Origin of the sequence: Niallia sp. FSL W8-1348 (genome assembly GCF_038006745.1) — a bacterium.
In the GTDB taxonomy this organism is placed as follows: Bacteria; Bacillota; Bacilli; order Bacillales; family Cytobacillaceae; genus Niallia; species Niallia alba.
Genome location: NZ_JBBOVV010000001.1, coordinates 411,299 through 437,129 on the forward strand (window position 1 = coordinate 411,299; position 25,831 = coordinate 437,129).

Annotated in this window: 23 protein-coding genes; 1 reads left to right on the forward strand and 22 read right to left on the reverse strand. The window is 35.7% G+C overall.

What is annotated here, in order from left to right; translation table 11 throughout:
• Positions 1 to 31: 31 nt before the first annotated feature.
• The 22 genes from NST60_RS02110 to NST60_RS02215 all read right to left on the reverse strand — a co-directional run bounded on the left by NST60_RS02110 (position 32) and on the right by NST60_RS02215 (position 24,223).
• The gene (locus NST60_RS02110; protein WP_101730062.1) at positions 32 to 730 is read right to left on the reverse strand and encodes a DUF881 domain-containing protein; all 699 of its coding nucleotides are present in this window, start codon (positions 728 to 730) and stop codon (positions 32 to 34) included.
• A complete protein-coding gene (locus tag NST60_RS02115) occupies positions 727 to 1,500 on the reverse strand; it encodes a cell division protein FtsQ/DivIB (RefSeq protein WP_224428032.1) in 774 nt (257 codons plus the stop codon). Before NST60_RS02115 ends, NST60_RS02110 begins: the two co-directional genes overlap by 4 nt.
• A gap of 117 nt (positions 1,501 to 1,617) precedes the next feature.
• On the reverse strand, positions 1,618 to 2,721 hold the full coding sequence (murG, locus tag NST60_RS02120; protein ID WP_101730063.1) for an undecaprenyldiphospho-muramoylpentapeptide beta-N-acetylglucosaminyltransferase: 1,104 nt from the start codon (positions 2,719 to 2,721) through the stop codon (positions 1,618 to 1,620).
• A 531-nt stretch (positions 2,722 to 3,252) separates the two neighbouring features.
• Entirely contained in the window at positions 3,253 to 4,353 is a 1,101-nt protein-coding gene (spoVE, locus tag NST60_RS02125; RefSeq protein ID WP_016201010.1) for a stage V sporulation protein E, read from the reverse strand.
• Positions 4,354 to 4,667: 314 nt separating this feature from the next.
• Positions 4,668 to 6,020: a UDP-N-acetylmuramoyl-L-alanine--D-glutamate ligase gene (gene murD, locus NST60_RS02130; protein WP_016201009.1), complete on the reverse strand. Its 1,353-nt coding sequence runs from the start codon at positions 6,018 to 6,020 to the stop codon at positions 4,668 to 4,670.
• Entirely contained in the window at positions 6,020 to 6,994 is a 975-nt protein-coding gene (gene mraY / locus NST60_RS02135; protein WP_016201008.1) for a phospho-N-acetylmuramoyl-pentapeptide-transferase, read from the reverse strand. The genes murD and mraY overlap by 1 nt, the downstream gene beginning before the upstream one ends.
• A 1-nt stretch (position 6,995) precedes the next feature.
• The gene (locus NST60_RS02140; protein ID WP_016201007.1) at positions 6,996 to 7,436 is read right to left on the reverse strand and encodes a hypothetical protein; all 441 of its coding nucleotides are present in this window, start codon (positions 7,434 to 7,436) and stop codon (positions 6,996 to 6,998) included.
• A complete protein-coding gene (locus NST60_RS02145) occupies positions 7,420 to 8,901 on the reverse strand; it encodes a UDP-N-acetylmuramoyl-L-alanyl-D-glutamate--2,6-diaminopimelate ligase (protein ID WP_169189648.1) in 1,482 nt (493 codons plus the stop codon). The genes NST60_RS02140 and NST60_RS02145 overlap by 17 nt, the downstream gene beginning before the upstream one ends.
• Before the next feature lie 1,054 nt (positions 8,902 to 9,955).
• Complete coding sequence (locus NST60_RS02150; protein WP_016201005.1) at positions 9,956 to 11,866, reverse strand: stage V sporulation protein D; 1,911 nt, start codon at positions 11,864 to 11,866, stop codon at positions 9,956 to 9,958.
• Positions 11,867 to 12,072: 206 nt separating this feature from the next.
• Positions 12,073 to 12,198: a hypothetical protein gene (locus NST60_RS02155; RefSeq protein WP_263479827.1), complete on the reverse strand. Its 126-nt coding sequence runs from the start codon at positions 12,196 to 12,198 to the stop codon at positions 12,073 to 12,075.
• 282 nt (positions 12,199 to 12,480) lie between these two features.
• Positions 12,481 to 13,386: a nuclease-related domain-containing protein gene (locus tag NST60_RS02160; protein WP_169188343.1), complete on the reverse strand. Its 906-nt coding sequence runs from the start codon at positions 13,384 to 13,386 to the stop codon at positions 12,481 to 12,483.
• A gap of 125 nt (positions 13,387 to 13,511) precedes the next feature.
• Positions 13,512 to 15,638 carry a penicillin-binding protein gene (locus tag NST60_RS02165; RefSeq protein ID WP_224428031.1) on the reverse strand — a complete coding sequence of 709 codons (2,127 nt, stop codon included), beginning with the start codon at positions 15,636 to 15,638 and terminating at the stop codon, positions 13,512 to 13,514.
• Positions 15,639 to 15,641: 3 nt separating this feature from the next.
• A complete protein-coding gene (gene ftsL, locus NST60_RS02170) occupies positions 15,642 to 16,001 on the reverse strand; it encodes a cell division protein FtsL (protein WP_016201001.1) in 360 nt (119 codons plus the stop codon).
• 24 nt (positions 16,002 to 16,025) lie between these two features.
• Entirely contained in the window at positions 16,026 to 16,958 is a 933-nt protein-coding gene (gene rsmH / locus NST60_RS02175; RefSeq protein ID WP_016201000.1) for a 16S rRNA (cytosine(1402)-N(4))-methyltransferase RsmH, read from the reverse strand.
• Between the two features lie 64 nt (positions 16,959 to 17,022).
• Positions 17,023 to 17,454: a division/cell wall cluster transcriptional repressor MraZ gene (mraZ, locus tag NST60_RS02180; protein ID WP_016200999.1), complete on the reverse strand. Its 432-nt coding sequence runs from the start codon at positions 17,452 to 17,454 to the stop codon at positions 17,023 to 17,025.
• Between the two features lie 813 nt (positions 17,455 to 18,267).
• Positions 18,268 to 19,902, reverse strand: coding sequence for a bacillithiol biosynthesis cysteine-adding enzyme BshC (bshC, locus tag NST60_RS02185; RefSeq protein ID WP_169188341.1), 1,635 nt, complete (start codon positions 19,900 to 19,902; stop codon positions 18,268 to 18,270).
• Between the two features lie 303 nt (positions 19,903 to 20,205).
• Entirely contained in the window at positions 20,206 to 20,601 is a 396-nt protein-coding gene (locus tag NST60_RS02190) for a DUF3397 domain-containing protein (protein WP_016200998.1), read from the reverse strand.
• On the reverse strand, positions 20,598 to 21,512 hold the full coding sequence (locus tag NST60_RS02195; RefSeq protein ID WP_169188340.1) for a 2-dehydropantoate 2-reductase: 915 nt from the start codon (positions 21,510 to 21,512) through the stop codon (positions 20,598 to 20,600). Before NST60_RS02195 ends, NST60_RS02190 begins: the two co-directional genes overlap by 4 nt.
• Before the next feature lie 637 nt (positions 21,513 to 22,149).
• Entirely contained in the window at positions 22,150 to 22,716 is a 567-nt protein-coding gene (locus NST60_RS02200; protein ID WP_016200995.1) for an RsfA family transcriptional regulator, read from the reverse strand.
• A gap of 156 nt (positions 22,717 to 22,872) precedes the next feature.
• Entirely contained in the window at positions 22,873 to 23,319 is a 447-nt protein-coding gene (locus NST60_RS02205) for a DUF523 domain-containing protein (RefSeq protein WP_169188339.1), read from the reverse strand.
• Between the two features lie 124 nt (positions 23,320 to 23,443).
• Positions 23,444 to 23,617 carry a 50S ribosomal protein L32 gene (rpmF, locus tag NST60_RS02210; protein ID WP_016200993.1) on the reverse strand — a complete coding sequence of 58 codons (174 nt, stop codon included), beginning with the start codon at positions 23,615 to 23,617 and terminating at the stop codon, positions 23,444 to 23,446.
• A 93-nt stretch (positions 23,618 to 23,710) separates the two neighbouring features.
• Positions 23,711 to 24,223, reverse strand: a complete 513-nt coding sequence (locus tag NST60_RS02215) for a YceD family protein (RefSeq protein WP_016200992.1) — start codon at positions 24,221 to 24,223, stop codon at positions 23,711 to 23,713.
• Between the two features lie 358 nt (positions 24,224 to 24,581).
• Here NST60_RS02215 and NST60_RS02220 point away from each other — a divergent pair, with 358 nt between their 5' ends.
• The gene (locus tag NST60_RS02220) at positions 24,582 to 25,796 is read left to right on the forward strand and encodes a nucleotidyltransferase (RefSeq protein ID WP_169188338.1); all 1,215 of its coding nucleotides are present in this window, start codon (positions 24,582 to 24,584) and stop codon (positions 25,794 to 25,796) included.
• Positions 25,797 to 25,831 lie beyond the last annotated feature (35 nt).

A 25,831-nucleotide genomic window follows, 5' to 3' on the forward strand; every position in this document is an offset into this window, starting at 1 on the left:
GCGCATCATACTTTCTTATCCATACTTATCGTTAATTAACTTTTAAAGGATCCATTTGAATTGTTCGTTTTTTTTCAAGTGTAAATCGAACATTATCATTTACTAATAAATCCTTTACGCCACCATTAATATTAATTGCGCCTTCTAATACATCACTATCACCGATTGCTGTAATAACAAAAGGTGCGGGGTGTTGGTAACCATCTACTTCGATTACCGGACCATTACATAGGATGTAAGAGTTATGTGATAGCCTTTGTCCATTAATACTAATCGCTTGTGCACCAGAAATATAAAGTTCATTGATCACTTTAAATACATGATGCTCATGTACTAAATAATTGCTCACATTATCTTCTTTTGGATTATACTCTCCATCTTCTAATGTAATTTGTATCCCTTCCCCTTTGACAGCAACCTTTCCTAAATAGATCCGATATTTTTCCGCATCCTCTGCCAAGTTATAATACGTTTCTGCTTCATTAGAAAGATCCTTCTCTAGTTGAACTAATTTTCTTTGGGTTCCCTTTAATTCTTTATATAGCTCATTATTTTTTTCTTCCTGCTCAATCAATTCATTTCGCAAATCCAAATCTCTTTCGAATTGACTTTCACTAATTTCTTGACCATCATCTTTTTTTGTATTTTGATATGAGAAGGAAATCATAAATCCGAGAACAAGAAAAACTAACGAGAAGATAACATTTCGTCTTCTTTTATTAGTCTTCACTCTTCTTTTTCCCCTTCCGATTCAAAAGCTTTGAAATAAGAACCTACTTCTAAATCAATAACTCCCTTTTTATCCGTGTTTAGTTGTGCAATGATGGAAGGATAATGCTTCATTTTATCCGAAAAAGAGGATAAAGATGCCAACACTTGATTTCCGTCATTCATATAAATGGTAACATGCCATTTATCTGTATTTTTAGGGGTATACCTTATTTCAGAAATAGCATTATACACTTCTGCAGAAAGGTTACTTAATTCTTCCCCTATCTTCGTAATTACTCTCTCATCTTCGCTCTTCATATCTTTAATAATCGGAGCATCATAGGGGCTATTTGTCATTGCTCTATCATGCAACATATCCCCATTCTCTAAAAGAGGAATGAATTTATTCTTCACTTCAAAATAAGCAATCTTCCTATACTCTTTAACGTCAATATGCACAGTATTTGGAATAGCGATGGAAATCTTCGCAGATTTAATCCCACCTGTATCTTTCAGTTTTTCTGCTAACTTGTCTTTTTTGATTGTCCAAATATTTGTATTACTGTTAATTCCACTCATTTTCTCCAAGTCTTCATAAGTATATAAATGATTTCCTGTAATTTCGATGTTTTTGACATGACTTAAAGGTGATTGGAAGTATATTACGCAAACGATGATAAGGAAGAATAAGAGGAGAAGGAAAATAAGTCGACGATTCGCCTTTTTTCGTCTCTGTTCTTTTAATTTTGGAATTCGATCTTCTAAAGAAACAACCTTCCCTTTGTCCAAAAAATCACCCCGGTATTATTAAATAAGGAAATAGTACAAAACAATTTAATAGGTTGTCCACCTTTTTTATAAACAAATCGAAAATTTGCGTTGTCATCAAACTTCCGATTTACATTCCTATTTTTTCTTGCTGTCGATTACTTCCTTCATGACATTATACAGCCTCATTGCTGCATCAGGAATACCTAATTTTTGGGATGCCTCTTTCATTTCCTTTAATACACTAGGATTCAGCATAATTGCATCCATCTCTTCGACCAATTTTTGCCCATTCATTTCCTTTTCTAAAAGCATTTTTGCTGCCCCATTACTTGTTAATGCATTCGCATTTTTCTCCTGATGATTGTTGGTAACATAGGGGCTAGGCACAAGGATACTCGGAATACCAAGCGAGGTTAACTCACTCAGTGTCGTTGCACCTGCTCTTGCAACCGTTAAATCAATGCTTGTTAATACTTCTGGCATATTATGAACAAATGGCTTAATAATGACATTTGTAGGATTTCCGACAAGCTCCACTTCTTTTTTCACAGCTTCATAATGGACTTCTCCTGTTACATAAAGAATTTGATAGGCTTTCTTTCCTAATTGTGGTAACGCAGCAATCACAGCATCATTTATCGGTCTTGCCCCTCTGCTTCCACCAACTATGAGAACAGCAGGCTCATTTAATTTTAATCCGACCGATAAACGACCTTTAATTCCATCCTGATTTAACACTTCCGAAGCTCTTGGATTCCCTGTCATCACCACTTTTTCTTCTGGAAAAAAAGAAGCTGCTTCTTCAAAGCAAATCGCTACTTTATCAACATATTTACTTAAAAATTTATTGGTTAACCCTGGAACACTATTTTGTTCATGAATAATAGTAGGTATTCCAAGCTTTGCTGCTGCATATACAACCGGTCCACAAACATATCCGCCTGTTCCGATTACAACATCTGCGTTAAACTCTTTTAAAATCGCCTTGCTCTTTTGTACACCTGCAATAAATCTCCAAACAGTTTTCAAATTTTCTGGGGAAAGTTTTCGTTTAAACCCTGTAATATGTATTGTTTTTAATGGAATATCTTCTCGTCTAACCAACTTACTTTCGAGCCCTTGCTCTGTACCGACATATAGAAACTCAGCATTCTTCACTTCTTTTTTTATCTCGCGAATTAATGCTAATGCAGGGTATATATGCCCCCCTGTTCCTCCGCCGCTTACTACTATTTTCATTCTTTCCACCTCAAAATACTTCTCTTATCTATTTCTGAAAAAAATCGTTATTTTTCTTCTCACTTATATTATAGCTTCAATTAACATAAAACAGAAATAATCTTCTACTATTTCCTAAGATATTTTTTTACCTTTGCCGTTATCTCCCAAATAATAGATACCTTATTGTACTATATTTTAAACACGCTTTATGAATATCTTAAAATTGATAATGAAATGTAACACTTTCCTCTTGCCAGCACGTAAATTTGTCATGATTGAAAAGGGATTATCATATGTGTGAAAAAAATAAATTTTTTGTATTCTATAATATTTTAAAAAAAAGACATAAAAAAACTAGTAAAGAGAAAAAACACCCTCCACTAGCTTTTTTAAAATATATTCGATAAAGAAAACTTCCATCAATGAAGGTTTTTCTTCATCCCCACTGATCGCTTGTTGCACTTATCGGACCATTACGGGAGAATTCCATCACCTAGTCTCCTTAATTTTCCGCAGCTTGCTGTTAGATGTTAAGAGTGGGATGAAATTTCAGTACCTTGAAAATCTGCTCACGTTTAAGAGGATACCTATTGCAATCAACATTAGTGTAAGAGAGGATCCTCCATAGCTTAGAAATGGGAGTGTAATCCCCGTTACAGGCATAAGTCCTGTAACAACTCCAATGTTAATCATAACTTGTATAGCAACCATGGAAATAATACCAACGGCTACAAAACTTCCAAATAAGTCTTGTGCACCTAATGCTATTCTTATTCCTCTCCATAGTAATAAAGCAAATAATAATAAAATTAAGGAACCGCCGATAAAGCCTAATTCTTCTGATAGAATAGCAAAAATAAAATCTGTCTGTGGCTCTGGCAAGTAAAAGAATTTTTGCCTGCTTTCCCCAAGGCCTAAGCCGAACAAACCACCTGGTCCTATCGCATAAAGCGATTGTATGATCTGAAAACCACTTCCTAACGGATCAGACCATGGATCTAGAAATGAAGTTATCCTTTTAATTCGATAAGGAGCGGATGCAACCAATCCAATAAACCCAGCAACACCGATTAGCCCTAATATTACAAAGTGACGAATCCTAGCACCAGCAATAAAGATCATTACGATACTTGTACCAACCATAACAGTTCCAGTACCTAAATCTGGCTGAAGCATAATCATCCCAAAGGCTAGAAATACAAGACCTAAAGATGGGAGTAATCCTTTTTTAAAGGAAATTATATGCTTTTGATTTTCCGATAGAAATTTTCCCAGGAAAATAATCATTGCTATTTTCATAAATTCAGAGGGCTGAATGGAAAATGCTCCTACACCAATCCAGCTTTGTGAACCATTCCGAACTAAACCAACTCCAGGAATTAATACGACTATAAGTAAAACAAAGCAAACAATAATAATTGGTTTAGCCCAAGATCTCCATATCCAGTAATCAAGGTTCATAATAAATAACATTGCAGCAATTCCAACACCGGCAAAAAGCATCTGTCTCTTTGCAAAAAAGAAGGAATCCCCTAAATTTCGTTCGGCCATAACCGCACTTGCACTGTACACCATGATTAACCCTATGGCAAGCAACGTAAATGTGATGATCATTAGAATTATATCTGGAGTCGTTTTTTTTGATGGCACCATTAACACCTCGAATTGCAAGATTTAGGGCTTGCAAAAAAGAAAAGCGGATTGTATCCAGATTCCTGTATTACTTAAATCCGATTCAAAAAAAGAAAGCTCTGTAAATTAACGGTTGAAAATTAGGAAAAGGATTACGGTCTTTTATTCCCAAATAGGGATGATAACGGACCTGTTTGCTTTTCTCTATTCACCTTGTTATCATTTACAGAGCTTACTTTAAAGTAAGAAAGTTTTTATAGTGCTACTCTTTTGTTATCTGTTCATACAGATCAGAGTTTATTTTCTTTCAACGCCTACTTACAGACAAGCCCTTATTTAAGCATATGCACCGCATTGATAAAAATGTCTCCTCTGACCTCAAAAGTTTTATATTGATCCCAACTTGCACATGCTGGGGAAAGGAGAATTACCTCTCCACTTTCTGATAAGTCATAGGCTACAGGCACTGCTTTGTCCACATTATCGACGCGTTTAATGGTTTTTATTCCTGCAAGTCTCCCTGCCTTCTCCACTTTTTCTGCAGTTTGTCCAAATGTAATCATTGCTTTTACATTTTTTAGTGATGGAATGAGTTCATCAAATTCATTTCCTCGATCCAATCCACCTGCTAGTAAAATGACTGGTTCATTAAAGGCAGCAAGGGCATTTTGTGTAGCTAATATATTCGTTGCTTTAGAGTCATTATAAAATTTTCGTCCATTTACTTCTTTGATAAATTGCAGACGATGTTTAACCCCTTTAAAGTTACTTAAAACTTTAAAAATACTTTCATTAGATGCTCCTGTTAGTTTTGCAGCTGCAACAGAAGAAAGAATATTTTCTAAATTTAATGCACTTAAATAGGTTATATCTGAGAGTTTCATTACTTCTTCATCATTAAAATAGATGACATTATCTTTCACATATGCACCAAACTCAAGTTCGCGTTTCGCAGAAAAAGGGATAATGGTCGCTTTACTGCTCTTCGCGATATTCATTACAACCTCTTGCTCTACATTCACAATTAGATAGTCATTTTCGTCTTGGTTCTTCGCAATATTTCCTTTTGCTTTTGCATATTCTTCTCGTGTTCCGTGATAATCCAAATGTGCTTCATAAATGTTTGTAATGATTGCAATATGTGGTTTAAACTTTTCAATCCCCATTAATTGAAAAGATGATAATTCGATGACGATATTATTATCCTTCTTTGCCACTTGAGCCACGTTTGAAGCAACTGTACCAATATTCCCCGCAATAAGGGGCTTTTTCTTATCTGCTTCTAACATATCGAACAATAAAGTTGTCGTTGTCGTTTTTCCATTTGAACCAGTGATCGCAAGGAATGGTGCTTCTGAAACACGGTATGCAAGCTCCACTTCAGTAATTACGGGAATCCCACGCTCAATGGCCCCTTTAATCATTGGATTAAAGTAAGGAATCCCCGGATTTTTTACAATCAACTGAAATCCTTCCTCCAACAATTCAATCGGATGACTTCCACAAATCACTGTGATTCCTTGCTCTAATAAACCTTGTGCCTCAGGATTTTCGTCCAATGGCTTACTATCATTCACTGTTACAAAGGCACCTAAATTATGTAGTAATTGAGCTGCACTTACTCCACTTTTAGCAAGACCTAATACAAGTATTTTTTTATGATGATAATCATTAATTTGCTTCATTATAACCACACCTCAATATAAATTCCTAAAGCGGCGAATAATAATCCAACCGTCCAAAATGTAGCAACTACTCTCCATTCAGACCATCCAACCAATTCATAATGATGATGCAATGGACTCATACGGAAGATTCTTCTTCCAGTTGATTTAAATGAGATAACTTGGAGAATAACAGAAAGTGTTTCGATAACAAATACTCCACCAATTAATATCAATAGAATTTCTGTCTTTGTTAAAATAGCAATTGCAGCAATCGCGCCTCCAAGTGCAAGAGAACCTGTATCTCCCATAAATACTTTTGCTGGATGTGCATTAAATACTAAGAATCCTAATACTGCTCCAACAATTGCCACAGAGAAAATACTAATTTCAAATTGTGACTGACTCCATGCAAGCACAGCAAATGCTCCAAATGCAACAGCAGATGTTCCAGAAACTAAACCATCCAATCCATCTGTTAAATTAACCGCATTAGAGAATCCAACTAGCCAAAAAATAATAAATAACGCATAAAACCATCCTAATTCCAATGGCTTTTCAACAAAAGGAATCGAGATTGCGGTTGAAAATTCATTTTCTCGTAAAACAAAATAGAAAATGAGGGAAATAATAATCTGTCCTAATAGCTTTTGTCTAGATGTTAATCCTAGGTTACGCTTCATAACTACTTTTATAAAGTCATCTAAAAACCCTAATAATCCAAAACCAAGTAAAACTAAAAGAAGTAAATATGTCTTAATCGTTGGCTCTGAAAATTTATTAATCATTACTAATGTCGTTACGACAATAGAAAAAATGATCATTAAGCCACCCATCGTTGGTGTTCCCGTTTTTTTCTGATGGGATTTCGGTCCTTCTTCCCTAATGCTTTGTCCGAATTTCAATCTTCTCAAGAAGGGAATAAAAAAGGGAGAAATTAATACTGTTATTAAAAAGCCTAAAAGAATCGTAAAAAAGATAACTTTCTCCTGCATTTTAGTTCCCTCCTTTCGCTTGATTGCTTGTTTTTAATACATGCTCTCTAATTACCGGTATATCATATGATTCCATATTGGAATTCAGACTGTTTTCTTGCAAAAAAATAAAATTTATTGTGTTTTCTTGTTCTTGTAATTGTTCATCATAAATTTCGATCATTTTTAATATGCCTTCCTTTAAATCTTTTGTATAAAAAATAGGAAAATGATTAGGTGTATATGAAGGGAGTTCCACTCCTTCTTCCCATATTGCTCCTATTGCTCCATTTGCTATAGCAGTACTCAAATCACCAGAATGGTCTTTATATAATGGTATAAACAATCCTTTTGGCTGCTTGGAATCTGCTATAAATGACACGGTTTGAAAAAGCAAATCTTCTTTTACAAAACCTTTTGCTTCGGGTATCGCCTGAAGGATTAATTTATAGGACAGTGTCATTTTTTCTCTCCTCTATCGCTTCTTTTGCCACTAAACGATCATCAAAATCTAACACTTCAGAACCAATAATTTGATACGTTTCATGGCCTTTCCCTGCAATTAATATAACATCGCCTGGTTTCGCTTGATTTATGGCAAAGCGAATAGCCTCTTTTCGATCAGCAATAATCGTATAATTCTGTTCTCCCGTAACTCCTGCTTCCATATCTTTTAATATAGCAAGCGGATCTTCACTTCGAGGATTATCGGAAGTTAGGATAGCATAAGAAGCTTCCTGACAAGCAATTTTCGCCATTAAAGGACGTTTCGTCTTGTCTCTATCTCCTCCACAGCCAGCAATGACATAAACATTTTTCTTCGCAAATTCTTTCACCGTCTGTAACGCGTTTTGTAAACTATCAGGTGTATGGGAATAATCTACAATCACCGAGAAGTTTTGTTCTGCATTTACTGTTTCAAATCTACCCGCAACTCCTTCTACCTTTTCTAACGCCTTAATTGTTACCTCTAATGGAATATTGCTTGCAATCGCAGCACCAATGCTTGCTAACGAATTATACACATTGAATTTACCAACCATTTTTAGCTGTACTTGGTGTGTTCCAAACGGCGAATGCAGATCAAAGGATGTACCGGCTGCAGTGATTCTTATATTTTTCGCCATTATATCAGCATCCGTATCAATTCCATATGTAAGAATATGAGCAGCAGTAATGGTTTCATACTCTTTAGCTGTTGCATCATCTTTGTTTAAGATTGCAAACTTTGGCTTTTCTGATGTGAAAGCATTTCCTAATCTTGTAAACAATAGCCCTTTTGCTTTTTTATATTCCTCCATCGTACCATGATAATCTAAATGGTCCTGACTTAAATTTGTGAATACAGCTATATCATAATCGCAGCCAAATACTCTTCCTTCTACAAGGGCATGGGAAGACACTTCCATAACAGCTGTGTCGACCTTCTGTTCCACCATTTGATGGAAGAGCTTCTGAAGTGTCACTGCCTCTGGAGTAGTATTTTTTGTTTCCTGAATTTCCTCACCGATTTTCGTATACATCGTACCGATGATTCCTGTTTTTTGATCTGCTTCTTTTAAAATAGCATCTATTAAATGACTAGTAGTTGTTTTTCCATTTGTTCCAGTTATGCCAATAAGCTGAAGCTTTTGTGTTGGCTTTTGATAAAAGACATCTGCCAGGATACTACCAGCCCTCTTTGTATCTTTCACAACTATAACCGGAATAGGTAAAGGTAATTTTCTTTCAGCAATGACAGCCACCGCTCCAGACTCATATGCTTTTTGGGCAAAATCATGGCCATCGACTGTATATCCTTTTATACAAATAAAAAGACTGCCATTTATTACTTTGCGATTATCATTCTCTATTGATTTTATTTCCACATCGTCTCCATCATAAGGGACGTATGGGTGTAAATTCTCAATAAGTTTTTTTAATTGCATCGCTTTCTGATTCCTCTTTTCTCTAGCTCTATATGTAATCTGAATCACTTATAAAGTGAAACTTCCATCAGTGGGGTTTTCCTTCCTCCCCCACTGATGGTTAGTTGAACCAATCGGACCTTTACGGACAGTTGCTCTCACACCTAGCTTCCTCGTATTCTCAGAAGCTTAAGGGGGGGGTCTTACTGGCCGTTAAGAGTGGGATAAAGTGAAACTTCCATCAGTGGGGGTCCTTCATCTCCCACTGATGGTTAGTTGAACCAATCGGACCTTTACGGACAGTTGATCTCCCACCTAGCTTCCTCGTATTCTCAGAAGCTTAAGGGGGAGTCTTACTGGCCGTTAAGAGTGGGATAAAGTGAAACTTCCATCAGTGGGGGTCCTTCATCTCCCACTGATGGTTAGTTGAACCAATCGGACCTTTACGGACAGTTGATCTCCCACCTAGCTTCCTCGTATTCTCAGAAGCTTAAGGGGGAGTCTTACTGGCCGTTAAGAGTGGGATAAAGTGAAACTTCCATCAGTGGGGGTCCTTCATCTCCCACTGATGGTTAGTTGAACCAATCGGACCTTTACGGACAGTTGATCTCCCACCTAGCTTCCTCGTATTCTCAGAAGCTTAAGGGGGAGTCTTACTGGCCGTTAAGAGTGGGATAAAGTGAAACTTCCATCAGTGGGGGTCCTTCATCTCCCACTGATGGTTAGTTGAACCAATCGGACCTTTACGGACAGTTGATCTCCCACCTAGCTTCCTCGTATTCTCAGAAGCTTAAGGGGGAGTCTTACTGGCCGTTAAGAGTGGGATAAATATTAATTATATACTAAATAATGACTCAACCATATAGATTATACAATTTTCTTAGCGTATTTTATTTTACATGATTAAAAAAAATTTATCTATGTTGTACCTTATTGTTGGAGAATTTATATTAGAAGAATAATTTAAAATGGAGGATATTTTTATGTATTTTTCTGTCCTTTTTGATATTTAAGGCAGTTTTTTTATCCTATAGGACAAAATGCGGCACGTAGAAATCGGCCGCATTTTATCTAATTAATTAAATTGAACCAATATTGTGGAGCCATCCTTTACTTTTGTTCCTGGTTCAGGGGATTGCTTGATAACGGTATCTCCACTTCCACTTGATTCTATTTTAAGATTAATAAACATTTCACTAATGTCTTTTTTCGTATGACCTACAAGATCAGGCACTTCTATTAATGGATTTTCTGGATATTTATATACTTTATCAATTTGGTCTTTACGCGGTTCAACACCTAACGCTCTTAAGCTATCTCCCATAATAGCCCCAACGATTGGTGCAGCAACAGCACTACCAAATTGTATGGTTCCTTTTGGATTATCTACTGCCACATAGACGACTAGTTCTGGGTCATCGGCAGGTGCAAACCCAATAAAAGAAAGAATATAGTTATTCTCTAAATATCTTCCACCCGATGCTTTTTGGGCTGTTCCTGTTTTTCCACCAACCCGATACCCTTCCACAAAGGCTTTACCTCCGGATCCTTTTGCAACAACATTTTCTAATGCCCTTCTCACTTCTTTGGATGTTTCTTCAGAAACAACCTTTCTTTTTGCAACAGGCTTCTTCTCCATGACTACTTCACCAGTGGCTGGATCAATTAATTCTTTCGCCACATAAGGAGTATATAGCGTTCCTCCATTAATTGCTGCCGAGAGCGCTGTTACTTGTTGAATTGGCGTTACTGCAACCCCTTGACCAAACGCAGTAGTTGCTTGCTCTACTGGTCCTACTCTGTCCATGTTAAACAATATCCCTTTTGACTCCCCCTGTAAATCGATGCCTGTTTTCTGTCCAAACCCAAAATCACGAATATATTGAAAAAGCTTATCTTTTCCTAGACGTTCCCCTAACTCCACAAAACCTGGGTTACAAGAGTTTTGAACAACTTCCAAGAATGTTTGCGAACCATGTCCGCCTCTCTTCCAACATTTCAACTTAGCTCCGCCTACTTCGGCGTAGCCCTTATCATAAAAAGTGTCCTTGTCTAAATCTACTTTTCCTTCTTCGAGAGCTGCTGCCAAAGTGATGATTTTAAAAGTAGAACCTGGTTCGTATGAACTCCAAATTGGTAAATTTCGATTATAAACTTTTGAATCAACATTTTGAAAATCTGAAGGATCAAATCCTGGACGACTAGACATCGCCAAAACTTCACCAGTCTTTGGATTCATCGCCAATGCTATAATTGATTCAGGTTCATACGTTTGTTCTGCAATATCCAATTCTCTCTCTACAATCGTTTGAATTTTTGTATCAATCGTCAGTACTAAATCATTTCCATTTACTGGAGCTTCATAAGCATCAGCCATATCATTCATTCTTTGACCTTTCGCATCAGAATAATATTGAACAGACCCTTTTTTTCCTTTTAACTCATCATCATATTCTAGTTCTAAGCCAATTAACCCTTGATTATCAATGCCTGCAAACCCTAAAACATGGGATAAATAATTTCCGAAAGGATAGGATCTCTTGGAATCTTCTCCAATATAGACACCATCTATATCAAGCGCACGAACTTTTTTTGCTTTTTCATGCGTAATTTTCCTTCCTTCTTTTAAGCGAACGCTCATCTCCTTTTGAATAATCTGCTTATAAACAGATTCTTTATCTGCTTCTAATACTTTTGCAAGCTTTTCTGCCGTATCTGCTGGATCTTTAAGCTGTCGTGGTACTATATAAACTGTTGGTGCACTAACATTTGTTGCCAGCGCTATTCCATTACGATCCAAAATCTCTCCACGTTGTGGCTCAAAAGCAATTTGCCGACTCCATAAATTTTTCGCTTTAGTTGTAAGCTCGTCCCCCAGAAAAAATTGAACATACGCTAATCTTGCATCAATAATAAAGAAAATAATTATCCCAGCAACCAGCGCTATCAATAATCGTTTCCGGACGGTTACGTTTGAAACCCGCATACAGATGGAACCCCCTTTATACTAGCTCAATTGAAATATATGCTTGTACGAAAAGGAATAGAACGTTTAGTATTTGTTCCTTTTCGGGGAGGGATTGAGGGGGTTTTTTACTGATGAAAGTGGGTTTCTTTTCTTTTTCTGATTATTTTGTTGGTCATTTTCTTGGTGATCGCTACTTTTGCTGCTTCTTTTGTTTATTTTAGTGTTCATTCCCTTGATGAAAACCACTTTTCCCGCTTCTTCTCTTTATTTTGGCGTTCATCCCCTTGATGAAAACCACTTTTGCTCATTCCTCTGTTTATTTTGGCGTTCATTCCCTTGATGAAAACCACTTTTGCTCATTCCCCTGTTTATTTTGGCGTTCATTCCCTTAATGAAAACCACTTTTGCTCATTCCTCTGTTTATTTTGGCGTTCATTCCCTTGATGAAAACCACTTTTGCTCATTCCCCTGTTTATTTTGGCGTTCATTCCCTTAATGAACGCCTCTTTCCCTTACCTTTCAATTAATTTCGCGATTCTCCCTCCAATGACCACTGTTTTTTCTTTTTACTAAGTTTACTTTCAGCTTTTATCCAATAAAACAAATAAATTGCTAGACCCCACCACTATCTTTCACTCATAGTACGCCCATTGATGTACACCAATAAGCCTATAATGCTTATCTAATATTCTCTTAATTCTTCGCATTTCTCCCGAGATCAGACACCAGTCATAAATTTCTTTTGTCGTTATCTTTCTTTCTGGAAAAAGCAGCTTAAACTCTTCAACACTTCGTAAAACAGCTTTATCCAAGCTTTCTGTATATCCACATGCATCACATTTGATCATTGAACGTTCTGCTGAAATGATCAGTGAGTTACATTTATCACAAAGGATTCCTTTCTTAAGCTCATCATAGGTATAGCTTGAAATTCTTCGATAAGATGATTCATTCATATGAAGAGCTATCAACTTTTCAGCTAAGGTCGTATGCTGTTTTTTCACTTGTGTTCTGTTCATTTCTAATGATTTAACATAACGATTTAATTGAGTAGGATAAATGATAGGCAAATGAAGTGGAGCTTGATATAAGGTGAATTTTTGGTTTACAAAAACAACATGAGGGACAATTGGAATGGAATAACCAAGTTGATGAATTAATTGTCTTAATAAGGAATCGGTTCGTTTTAATTGAGTAATAGGATTATTGATTTCTACTTTATTGTTTTTCTTATAGAATCGATCATTTTCATAATAAAAATCACCTTCATAGTTCTTAATTTCATAGAGATGGAGTGCTTCTCCTTCTATCAATAAGGAGTCGATTTGAAATGTCGTTTGGTTTGATTGCAGTAATAAATCATTTAATATAATACTATTTTGAGCTAAATTCCTTAAATAATCATCAAACCGCCTCTCTCCTTCCCAACCTTTTTTATGATTGTAGTCTCTCAGCTTCATTTCATCTGATAATTCCATCCGGCTATTTAATGATTTTAACAAAGCTAATTCTGGTGGTTTCTTTCTTTTTTTATACAACTTTCACCCCTCCTATTAATTTTAAAGAGTTACAAATTCAACTCTTATTTCTAGTATACAATACCTTGTCCATCTCCAACAAAAAAGCTCCACCACATCTCAAAAATGTAGTAGAGCTTACCCTCTTACTCCGGCTCTTTTAACTTAACCGTTAATTTATCATTTTCTTTAACCTTTGACCCAGCTTTAATGCTTTGAGAAGATACATATCCACTTCCGGAGATTTCAAGCTTTAATTTATTTAAATCTGCTACTTTTAACACATCACGTAATGACCAGCCCTTCATATTAGGAACTGTTTCTTTACCATTTGTCTTTAAAATAACTTTTTCTCCTTTTAGATAAGTCTCACCTTTGACTGGAAGTTGTTCTTCCACTGTTTTACCGTCTCCGATAATAATCGCATTTAACCCCTTATCTGCTAGAATTTTCTTCGCTTCTTCTGCAGTCATTCCACTTAAATTCGGAATTGCAATTGGTTTCGAAGCTTCTCCTTCAGTTGGAACAATATCCATATATTGAAGACTGCTCTTCATAACAGAAGTGAAAATTTCCGCAACAGGTTCAGAACCTACCTCTGTTTCCTTCAGTTCTGGCTGCTGTACAGCAACATACATGATTAACTCAGGATCATCTTTTGGGGCCATTCCTAAAAATGAAAAAATATAATTATCACTGCCTGTTAAATAGCCGCCGCCACTTTTAGGAATTTGCGCTGTTCCTGTTTTACCAGCAACCGGATAGCCATCAATATTAAATTTTTTATAACCTGTCCCTTTTTTGCTTGTAATAACTGTCTCAAGAATATCGCGAACCTCTTTGGCTGTTTCAGCTGAAATCGGTGTCCCGGCAACTTGAGTCTCGCCTTTTTTTATTACTTCTCCGGTATTCGAATCTTTAATTTGCTCGATTACGTACGGCTTCACCATTTTCCCATCGTTCGCCACTGCTGTCGCTGCTTGGATTTGTTGAATTGGTGTTAATGCTGTACCTTGACCAAAAGCTGTCGTAATTTTTTCGATTGGCCAGTTAAACACAATAGAGCTATTCGCTTCTCTTGGAAGGTCAATCCCTGTTGTTTGATCAAGACCAAATTTCGTTAAGTATTCTCTAAATGTATCAAAGCCTATTTTTTCTTTGGCTAGTTTTGCAAAGGCTACATTGGAAGATCGTTGAACACCTTCCAAATAGGAAATAGATCCCCAACCTACACCACCGTTATGATCGCCTATTCCTTCATATCGACCCGACTTATATTCTTCATTTGGGTTAAATACCCCTTCTTCAACAGCTGCCGCTAAGGTAAATATTTTCATCGTAGATCCTGGTTCATAATTGGTTTCGATCGCTTCATTATGCCAAGAGTCGGTAATTCCTTCTCTTGTTTCAGGATCAAACGATGGTCTTTGACTCATCGCTAAAATTTCTCCTGTTTTTGGATTAGCTACGATTGCAATCATTTTCGCAGGATTATATTCATCATTCACTTTATTCATGGTATCCTCTAAAAAGGATTGAATTTTTTTATCGAGCGTTAAATAAACATCATTACCATTTTTTGCAGGCACAATTTTATCCTTACTGTTTGGTAAAATATAACCCCAAATATCCTTGCTATACTGCATGCTACCATTTGTTCCTGTTAGCATTTTGTTTAAACTTTCTTCGATGCCAAGTCTACCCGTTTCTTTGCCATCTGATTCTTCTAAATATCCAATTACATGGGAAGCAAAAATACCATTCGGATAAAATCTCTTTTTGCCTTCAACGATCTGAATGCCAGGGAGCTTCAAATCTTCAATTTTCTTTTTGGTTTCATAGGAAAGGTCCTTACCTGCCTTTCCAAATTCCACTTGTTTAGCTCCCTCTTTTGTTAAAATTCTATAAATCTCTGACTCTGTTAAATCGATATATTTTGCTAGTTCTCTAGATGTTGTTTCCGGATCTTTGACATGAACGGGGTTGTTCTTGTCATGCTCACTTAACTTTTCATCTGTTACTGCAACAAGTTTATAGGAAACTGCATCCTCTGCAATTACTTCTCCATTACGGTCCAATATACTACCTCTAGATGCCTCTAATATACGAGAAGTATTATGTTTTTTTTCTGCTTGTGCAGCAAGTTCTACACCAGACACTTCTCCTGTTGCCTGAATATAGACAAACCGAATAACTAAAACAAAAAAGAGCAGACAAAAGAGAACAAAGAGGATGGCTGCTCCAAAATTAATATTAGGCTGTTTTCGAATCATTGCTTAATGCACAACCTTTACACTGTCTTTACTAAAATCTAAACCTAATTTACCTGCTACTTCACGTAAACGCTCAAAGCTACTTAAATTCTTAACCTGTGTATCTAATTCCTTATTTGACTTTTCAATAGAATTGACAGCATTTTGTGTGACTTGAATTTCTTTGTTGACTTGATAAATCTCTGCTTGGTTGCTCACGATTTTCACACCGCCAAAACAAATAATGGCAACAAAGGCGATTCCGATAATCTTCTCACCAGGAGATAATAATGATTTAGTCTGTTTAATAACCTTTTTAACCGACTGTTTTTCTTCTTGATGTTGATAATGATCCTGTTGAATTTTTCTCGCTAAATTGCTCATTTAATTACCTCCTGCACCCTTTTGTTATTGTTTTTCAGCAACACGTAATTTTGCTGATCTTGCTCTGTTATTAAATTCTAATTCTTCTTCTGATGGAACAATTGGCTTTCTTGTTACTAATTTCAATTCCGGCTTAAACTCATCTGGAATGACTGGAAGTCCTGGCGGTAATGGCGGCAGTTCACTCGCTTTTTTAAATGCCGACTTACAGATTCTGTCCTCAAGGGAATGAAACGTGATAACACTAATTCTTCCGCCTGTATTTAATAACTTGATCGCTTGCTCTAATGAAGATTCAAATACTCCTAATTCATCATTGACTGCAATTCGTATCGCTTGAAACACTCTTTTAGCAGGGTGGCCACCTTTTCTTCTTGCAGGGGCTGGAATGGCCTCTTTAATTAATTCAACCAACTCTCCTGTTGTTTCGATCGGATGAGTTTCTCTTGCTGCCTCAATTTTTCTTGCTATTTGTTTGGAGAATTTTTCTTCCCCATAACGAAAGAAAATTTTAACTAATGATTCATATGACCAAGAATTTACAACATCATATGCAGTCACATCTGCTTCATTATCCATGCGCATATCTAATGGCGCATCATGGTGATAACTAAATCCACGCTCAGGGGTATCCAATTGCGGGGAAGAAACACCTAAATCATAAAGAATCCCATCTACATGAGTAATACCTAAGTGATGAATTTCTTCTTCTAAATAGCGGAAATTACTTTTGACAATGGTCAATCTGTCCTTATATGGTGCTAATTTCTCTTGGGCATTTTTTATTGCTATTTCATCTTGATCGAACGCTATTAATCTTCCACTACCTGATAATCTGGAAAGAATTAATTCGCTATGCCCTGCTCCGCCTAATGTACAATCCACATAAATTCCATCTGGCTTAATATCAAGGGCATCGACCGCTTCATTTAGTAAAACTGTTGTATGATTAAACATGAATCCACACCTGTCTATAAATTTTTCTTGTAGGTAGTATTTATTATGTACATAATGAAAAAAATTAAATATCGAATCCAATCATATTCTCTGCAATTTCTGCAAAAGAATCCTCTGATTCTGAAAAATAATTTTCCCACTCTTGTTTATCCCAAATTTCAATACGATTTGAAACACCTAGAATAACACATTCTTTCTCAAGCTGTGCATATTGAAATAAGGGGGAGGCAATATTTATGCGACCTTGTTTATCTATTTCGCATTCTGTTGCTCCGGAGAAGAAAAAACGGGTAAATGCTCGAGCATCCTTTTTAGTTAAAGGCAATTGCTTAAGCTTGTCTTCAATTATCTCCCATTCCGTTAGTGGGTAACCGAAAAGACATCGATCGAGGCCACGGGTTAGAATAAAGGTTTCACCTAAGTTCTCTCTAAACTTAGCAGGCACAATGATACGTCCTTTTGCATCGACATTATGATGATATTCCCCCATAAACATACCCTTGTCCCCCACTTTCTAACCTCAATGTACCACATTCCCCCACTTTCCTCCACTATTAAATTTAATTCTAGCTATTTTGTTTATTTCCTGCAATAAAAATAATAATTTTGAAAAGATAAAAAGGTTTGATCGTTGCAAATTTTGGTTAATAACCTGTGATATTTCTAAAAGGTTATTGGAATAGCATCCTTACCTCTACTAAAAAACACATAATAATAACAAAAAACCGCCCTATAATTAGGACGGTCAGTTTGTCGACAAAAAGATTTTTAGAAACTTAAATAGAATTTTCATGCGTTGCTTGGAGTGGGGGGGTGAGACTCCTGTGGGATTAGCGAGGTGGGCACTGAAAAACTGGCTAGTTAATGATGATGGGCAATAGCCACTTTTTAAACATAAGATGATGGATTTGTTTTCCGAGGCGTCCGCTCGCTTTCCATGGGGCGAGCGCCAAGCCTCCTCGTCACTACGTTCCTGCGGGGTCTCGGACTTTCTCGCAGCTCCCATAGGAGTCGAGCGGACGCCTCTCCAAACCAACCTTATTTTCACTTTCAAATATGCTTGCTCTTCATTTCGCACGAAAAAAAGACTTTTTCAGTGGTCTCATTAGCGAGACAGCTGAGACCCATCAGCTGTAAGCCGAAGCGGTCAGCGCGAGCCCCACGGAAAGCGAACCCCTGAAGCGGAAAACAACATCCCTATTCAAAGAGAATAATAAATATACTATATACAAACCTCTATTTCTAAAATTCAGGGATTTGTCTACAGTCTGACCGCCCTATAATTAGGACTGTTTCCATTTCTTCTTCCTTATAACTTAACAACTTTATGGGTTCCATCAAAAGTCATTGGTAATTCCATAACATCTTGAAGAATATCAATCCCGTATTTATTTAAGAAATAAGTAATGTTCCAGATTCTTTCTTGTGGGGAACCTTCAGGCTTTAAATTTTGTTCGATTCGACTAAATTTATTCACTATTACTTCATGTTTTAATTTCACTGAATCATCAACTTTATTTTGCATAAATTCTACTTGACTGATTAGAAAATCTTCATTTTTTTCCAATAATGGCAATAAACCTTTATGCCCTGCTTTTATTTCTTCTTCAATCTGATTGTATTTGGTTTCAATTACGTCTTTAACCTCACTTAGCAACCGAGCAATCTTTTCATTTGAAACTGACTGTAAAAATTGTGCACATTTTTCCGATGTTCCATTTATAAGAACATCTTTCATAGATAGTTTTAGTTCTTCTATATCTGCTTCCACACTTCTCTCTAACAGAGTAATATTTAGACGGGGAACTACGGGTGGCATTTTTATTTCTAAGTGTTCAAACGCCTTTTTTAGTTCTGCCCAATAAGCAATTTCTCCAGGTCCGCCAATAAACGCTAACGTTGGAAATAGAAGATCTTGTGTTATTGGCCTTGTAACGACATTATTACTTAATTTTTGAGGGAATTCACTTGCTATTTCTTTTAATTCATCGAATGTAAAAGATACGATTTTGTCTTTTCCAACAAAACGGTTGCCTCTTTCATCATATTGCAGCAACACTCTTTCTTGCTCTGTATCATCGTAATAAAACAAGTTAACTGGATTCTCTGCCATTTCAATAACAAGGGAATATCCATTTTCCTGTACTAATTTCTGTTGGGTGGACACTGCATCCGCCAATTGTTGAAATTCATTGATTTGTTTTAGAAAAATTTCTTTTTCTAACTTACGAATTTCTTTATCACCAGAATCAACAAGTAACAACCCATAATCTTTAAATAAGCTCATTGTCAAATAACTAAAGAAGTCAACAATTGTTGTAGACTCATCAACTGCCTTTTGCAAAAGTTGTAATAAAGACTGGGAATGATCTGTTTCCCCATAAGATTCGATGATTGTTTCCAGCCAGTCTGTACAGACCTGTTTATCAAGTTCTATATCTGAAGCCATTCTTTTATCTAGTACTCTTTGTGGAAATACAACTTTCTTCATTTTTTCCTTGCTTGGTGTGTATATATGATTGATTTCTAGATAATCATGATCCTCTCCAGCTACCCAGAATACAGGGACGACCGGGATATCCAATTCTTCTTCTTTTTGTTTTGCTAAAAGGATTATACTAATTACTTTATGAATCGAATACAGCGGACCAGTTAATACTCCTGCTTGCTGCCCGCCAATAACCACCACACTATTTTCCATTCGTAATTTAGCAATGGAATGCCTCACCTTATCACTTTGAGGAAAATTTTTCATATAAGCTTCAATATAGTCCGCAACATCATTTCTCATAAAAGATCTTGCTTCTAATTCTTTCACTCTCTTCTCATAACTACCTTTATCAAGATAAGAATAATGAAAAAAATCTTTCGTACTATTCTTTTGTTCTAAATAATCTGTTACGAACTTATTTGCCACAGGCAAAGAGAGATTTATCATCTCCATCTATGTACTTCCTTTCTCCAATTCGAGTTTTCCTTTTACTTTTATGTATTAATTCCTTATTAATAAAACCCCTTCAATAATAGGAGCCAACCACGAGCTTCTCCCTTAACACTAGTACTAATGAAAGAAACATCGATTATCATATTTTGTTACATAGAAAAGTATAGCATCCCTTTTATATAAAAGAAAAAAAGTTGCTTATAGCTTCTGCCAGTCCATAACCAGCTATTCATTCATAAACTGTCAGTAATAAAAATAAATCGTTAATTTGGTTGTATTTCTATTACCAAGTTGCAGGCGCTATTACACTATTCCCATTGCTTTTAATATAGATAGTAAAAGACCGTAAACGATTAATCCAACATATAAAGTGAAAAAAAGCAGAAATGTTACACGCCAAATCCCTTTAAATACTTTTTTATATTCGATTTCTGCTTTAAACTTCCAATGCATAATAACAAATAACATTCCAATCAACAAGATAAAAATAACAATATATAATAAGAAAGATGTATTCCAAATGGATTGAATAAGAAAATGTACAGACAGAATAAAAAAGATCGTGCTAATATCTATTGCTAGCTGAATAGAAAGCCGTTGTTTTTTTGTAATTAGCTTACTAATAACAAAAACAATAAATAATGTAAATATCGGAAAAACAACGAGAAAACTAATAAGCTGTGAAGTTACATTAATCATCGATAAAACTCCTCTCCTTCTCGTTCTTTTCCTTTAATCATATAATAAATAGTGGATGCAATTGGTGCATTCTTTTGTTTCTTTTTAGCTTCCTCTAGTATGTAACCCAAAATAGCGTCTATTTCCGTTGGTCTCCCTGCTTCTATATCCTTTAACATGGAAGATTTATTTAAGGCAGTATTTCGTATAACATCCAAACAATAATCTCGATACATCTTTTTATCAACTTCTGTTATCGTTAAAATCTCTAACACTTCATTCATGAACATATTTGCTAATTGAGCATAGTGACCATTTTCCAATAACTGACCATTTTGCACCTGCAAAATACTAGTTAAACCATTTACAATACTATTTACCACTAATTTTTTTTGCATCATCGTCTTATAATCATATTCCTTTATGAACGGAAAAACTTCATTAGTCATTGTTGTTAGCGAAACGAGTATTTCTTCCATTTCCCCTTTTACACAAGCTAATTTTGTTGCTCCAATTCCAGTATGTATTACCGTATGCGCATCTTCCTTCATGGCTCCATGCTCAACAATTCCAATCAATACATTAGCAACTTCCATGTTCTTGATTTTCTCTATATGACTCATTCCATTTTGAAGAAAACACATTGCTTTTATTTGCGTTCCAAAAGCTTCCATCTTTTCATAAATAGGCGCTAATTGATATTGCTTTACCGTCACAATCGTAAGCTCTTCTAGTCCATTCCACTCTTCAAAATATCGCACATTTATAGTTCGAGCCTTCTTTTCCTCCTTAACCTTATAATAAATTCCACTCTGCTTAATTTGCTCATACTGGTTCTTTGACCGAACGTATAAAGTAACGTCATACTTTTCCTCTAACTGGTAAGCACACAATAAGCCAATTGCCCCAGCTCCAATAATTCCAATTTTCATTCGAAGCTCCTTTACCGTTTCAAGTTATCGTTAGTTCTATTTTAACATTTTCTGAAATGTTTGTTAGTACGAAAAGCATAGGAAGATAAAAAAACTTATTCATTACTATTGTGCTATCGTCGCTAAGTGGAACAGAGATTAGTGAAAAGCATGCTCTGTTCGATGTTATAAAGACCTCCATTATGACCAACAGAAAGAAATAGGGTTATTTACTTATTTACACACTCTATTTTTCTATCATTAAAATCCAATAAAAAGAAAAAATGAAGAATGATTGAAATAATCGATAAACAATGAAGAATTTAATCATTTTGATGGGGGGAATAGAATGTTTACATCCATCGGAGAGAAATTAGAAGGGAATAATTAACCGTCGTTTCAAGTCTCTAGAATTTAGAATTTCAAAATTCAAATGATATACTCGCATTTTTAATTTATAAAAAACACCGCTCGCTTTCCTATAGCGAAAATGGAGGGAACAAACTTCTAGTGAGTCTCCTCTGCATCGCTATTCTAAACAGGAGTCGAGCGGACACTTTACCTAACTGACAGGATCCCTCCTGCAATAAGTCATATAACCTATCCATTATTGACACATATAATGTTATCATTTTAATGTAAGAGAAAAATAACTTAATTAACCCTTTGGCAATTTATCCTCATCTTTAAAAACCACCATTTGTCTTGCTTTCTCCATTAAATCAACTAATGCTTTATAAGCGCCTTCCATAGAGTCTAATTCGCTTTGTAACTCTTCATTTTCCTTCTTTAGCAACGTCAGTTTTTCTTCCAATTCCTTTGTTTTCTCTTTCACAGTGGAAGAATCAATATTTTCTTGCTCCCATTTCGTTGCTTTATCATATAAATCTTTTAAATATAGAATCATTTCATCGAATTGATTCTGTATTGGTGCTGGAGAAGCGGAAGGCTGGACAATTGCTTCATCTGCAGAAAATTCTTCTGTTCCATTTGTCTTTTTTAATTGCTTTCTTTGTTTTTTGGCAAGTTCAATACCAGATTTATATTGTTTGCGTACATATGAATTCCATCGAAATCCACATGCTGCACTTGTTCTTGATAATAGCTTCCCCACTTCTTCAAATGCTTGAAGCTGCGTACCGCCTTCTCTAATATGACGAAGAACGATTTCGGCAAGCAAAATATCTTCATCTTTTGACCAAGCATCTTGTCTTGTTGTTGTCATCAGTATACCCTCCTAGTGTTTTTTATTCATACATATGCATCTACTAGAAAAGATAGACTGATTTATTCATAATGAAAAAGAAAAAATAACTGAATGCTGTTCTGAAAAATAACATTTATATAGCATCTAAAAAATATTATCTTTAGAAAAAAATCATCATAATAATTCTTCCTCTGAAACCACTTTGATACCATTTCTTCTTAAAATCGCAGTGGTTACCCCCACTCCTTCCTTTTTGGTTCCATCAAAAAAGCCAGTATATATATGGCTGCTACCACATGAAGGACTATTTTCTTTTAACACTACTATTTCAGCTTTTACGCTTTTAACAAATTCTAATGTTTTATAAGCTCCATCTATGTACATTTGCGTTACATCATTTCCGCTTGCATCTTTTACTATTGCATTGCCATCGATAACATCGTAGCCATTTCCGCCAATGATCTCTGCTGGTTCCCTCGGAGTAGAGAATCCTCCCATTAGTTCTGGGCAAACTGTCTTTACTTCTTTCATTTTCAACAGCTTTTCCACGTTGTCATTCAAACAATCTGTTCCATTATACCGGACCCTCAACCCTGCTAAACAAGAACTAACGACAATCACTCTCCATCACCCTTCACTATGTATTCCTATTACGTCTCAAAAAAAGACTTTATTCTAAAAATGGTTAAATGGAAAAAAGCACAAGAACCAAAGTTCTTGTGCTTTTAATCAACAAAAAAGATAATTAGTTGCTTACAACTTCTTTCCCTTTGTATGTTCCGCAAGCGCTGCATACACGGTGAGCAAGTTTCATTTCACCACAGTTAGGGCATTCTACCATACCAGGCACTTGTAATTTAAAATGTGTACGACGTTTTCTCTTTGCAGTTTTAGATGTTCTTCTAAAAGGTACAGCCATTCGTCCCACCTCCTTAAAGAGTATTAAGAAAGTAATGAGAAAAGATGATTCCAATCTCACATGTTTCTTTTGCATAATTAACTATGAGTTTATTTACTCATTTTCAAAAAACTTAGCAAGTCCGGCAAGACGAGGATCTACTTTCTTATCCTGTAAATCTTGCTCTTGGATAACTTCCCAATCATTACCTGACTGAGGAGCACCCTCTTCTTTCGTATCTTCACAGAAGACTTGCATCGGTACCTCAAGTAAAAGAATTTCAGCAATAATTGGCTCTAAGTCAATTACATCCCCTTTTACTTGATGAACTTCCTCTTCGTCTGTTTCATATTCTGAAACTTTTAATAGGAAGGTTTCTGTTGTTTCAACATTAATTGGATAATCCACGTCTACTAAAGTACGAGAGCAAGGTAGCACGAGAGATCCTTTTATATTTAAATGAAAAGTCACTTTCGTTGAATCAATATCTGTACGTCCTGTTATATGAATAGGAGATACTTTTCTTATGGTTGGATCTGTTTCTTTAATCACATCCATATTTATTGTTTCATCAATTGGCAATCCCTTACTTCGAAATTTTTGTAACTGGCTTAACGTCCATTTCATATATATCACCCCAAGGCAACAAAGGTAATTATAGCTTTCATATAATTATTTGTCAATATTTTTTCTTTACAGTAAATAATAAGTGGATAAGTGATTATTCCCTTATTTATTTCGATTTCTTTTCTATTCTACCCATAATCAACAGAATTGCAACCAAAACTTTGATATAATCACCAGTTCTTTGCTCTTGATTTAAGCTTTAAGCTTGTGAGGAGTGTTGTTTTTCAATAGGAAAACTAAAGAAAACCATACTGACGCAAATAGGTTTCTCTTTTATAACCAATGTTTTTAGGATAAACTTTTACTAATAAAGCATTCATTTTAATGTTTTTTCAGAAAAATGATTAGGGAGATTGTGATGAAGGCAGTTGGTGTTGTTGTAGAATATAATCCATTTCATAATGGTCATTTGTATCATATCCAAAAAGCGAAAGAATTAACACAAGCAGAGATTGTAATAGCTGTTATGAGTGGTCCTTTTCTCCAGCGTGGGGAACCTGCACTTATTTCCAAATGGTCTCGAGCAGAAATGGCGCTGGAAAACGGAATAGATCTTATTGTGGAGCTTCCTTATCCTTTTGCCACACAGCATGCAGCCGTATTTGCTTCTGGAGCAGTAGAAATTCTCCACAGCTTAGGCTGTGACTACTTATGCTTCGGAAGTGAATCAGGAAACATAAACGAATTTGATTCTATTTTTAACCTGTTGGCGGAAAAAAAGGATGAAGAAGATAGACTTGTAAAAGAGTATATGAAACAAGGCATGAGTTATCCAAAAGCAAAATCATGCGCTATCCAGGAATTAACAAGTGTAAATAAAACACAAGGACTCAATCTTCATATGCCTAATAACATACTGGGATATGAGTACTACAAGTCAGTTCGTTCAAATGCTTATCCAATGCAAGTTTGCACGGTTGCTCGTATTAAAGCTGATTACCATGATAAAAAATTCACTTCTGATACGATAGCAAGCGCTACAAGTATAAGAGAAGAATTGTTACAGACAGCAGGATCATTAACAACGATTGAACCCTTCCTTCCTTCTAGTAGTTATCAAGCGCTACAACAGTATAAAGAAACGTATCTTACTTATCATACATGGGAGAATTACTGGAGCTATTTAAAATTCCGGCTGTTGCAAACAACAGCAGAAGAACTTTCCACCATTTATGAAATAGAAGAAGGAATAGAATACCGCTTTCTTAAATATGTGAAAGAAGCATCATCATTTCAGGACTTTATCCGCTTACTAAAAACGAAAAGGTATACTTGGACAAGACTGCAAAGAATTTGTGTACATATTCTAACAAATACTAAAAAAGAAGAAATGCAAACTTACTCCAAGCCAGCATATATTCGCTTACTCGGAACAACAGCAAATGGTCGTTTGTATTTAAAGGAAAAAAAGAAGCAATTTCTTCTTCCTATCATTAGTAAGCTTTCTTCTTTTGAAAAAGAGAAAATAGTATTGGACGTACGAGCCTCCCAAATTTATGCATTAGGTGTGCCGGTTGCTGCTCAGCAAAAGTTGCTAGAGATGGATTATTCCAAGCCTCCTATTATGAAGTAATTTCTATTGAAAAGGGGCAACAAAATAAAGTAGCG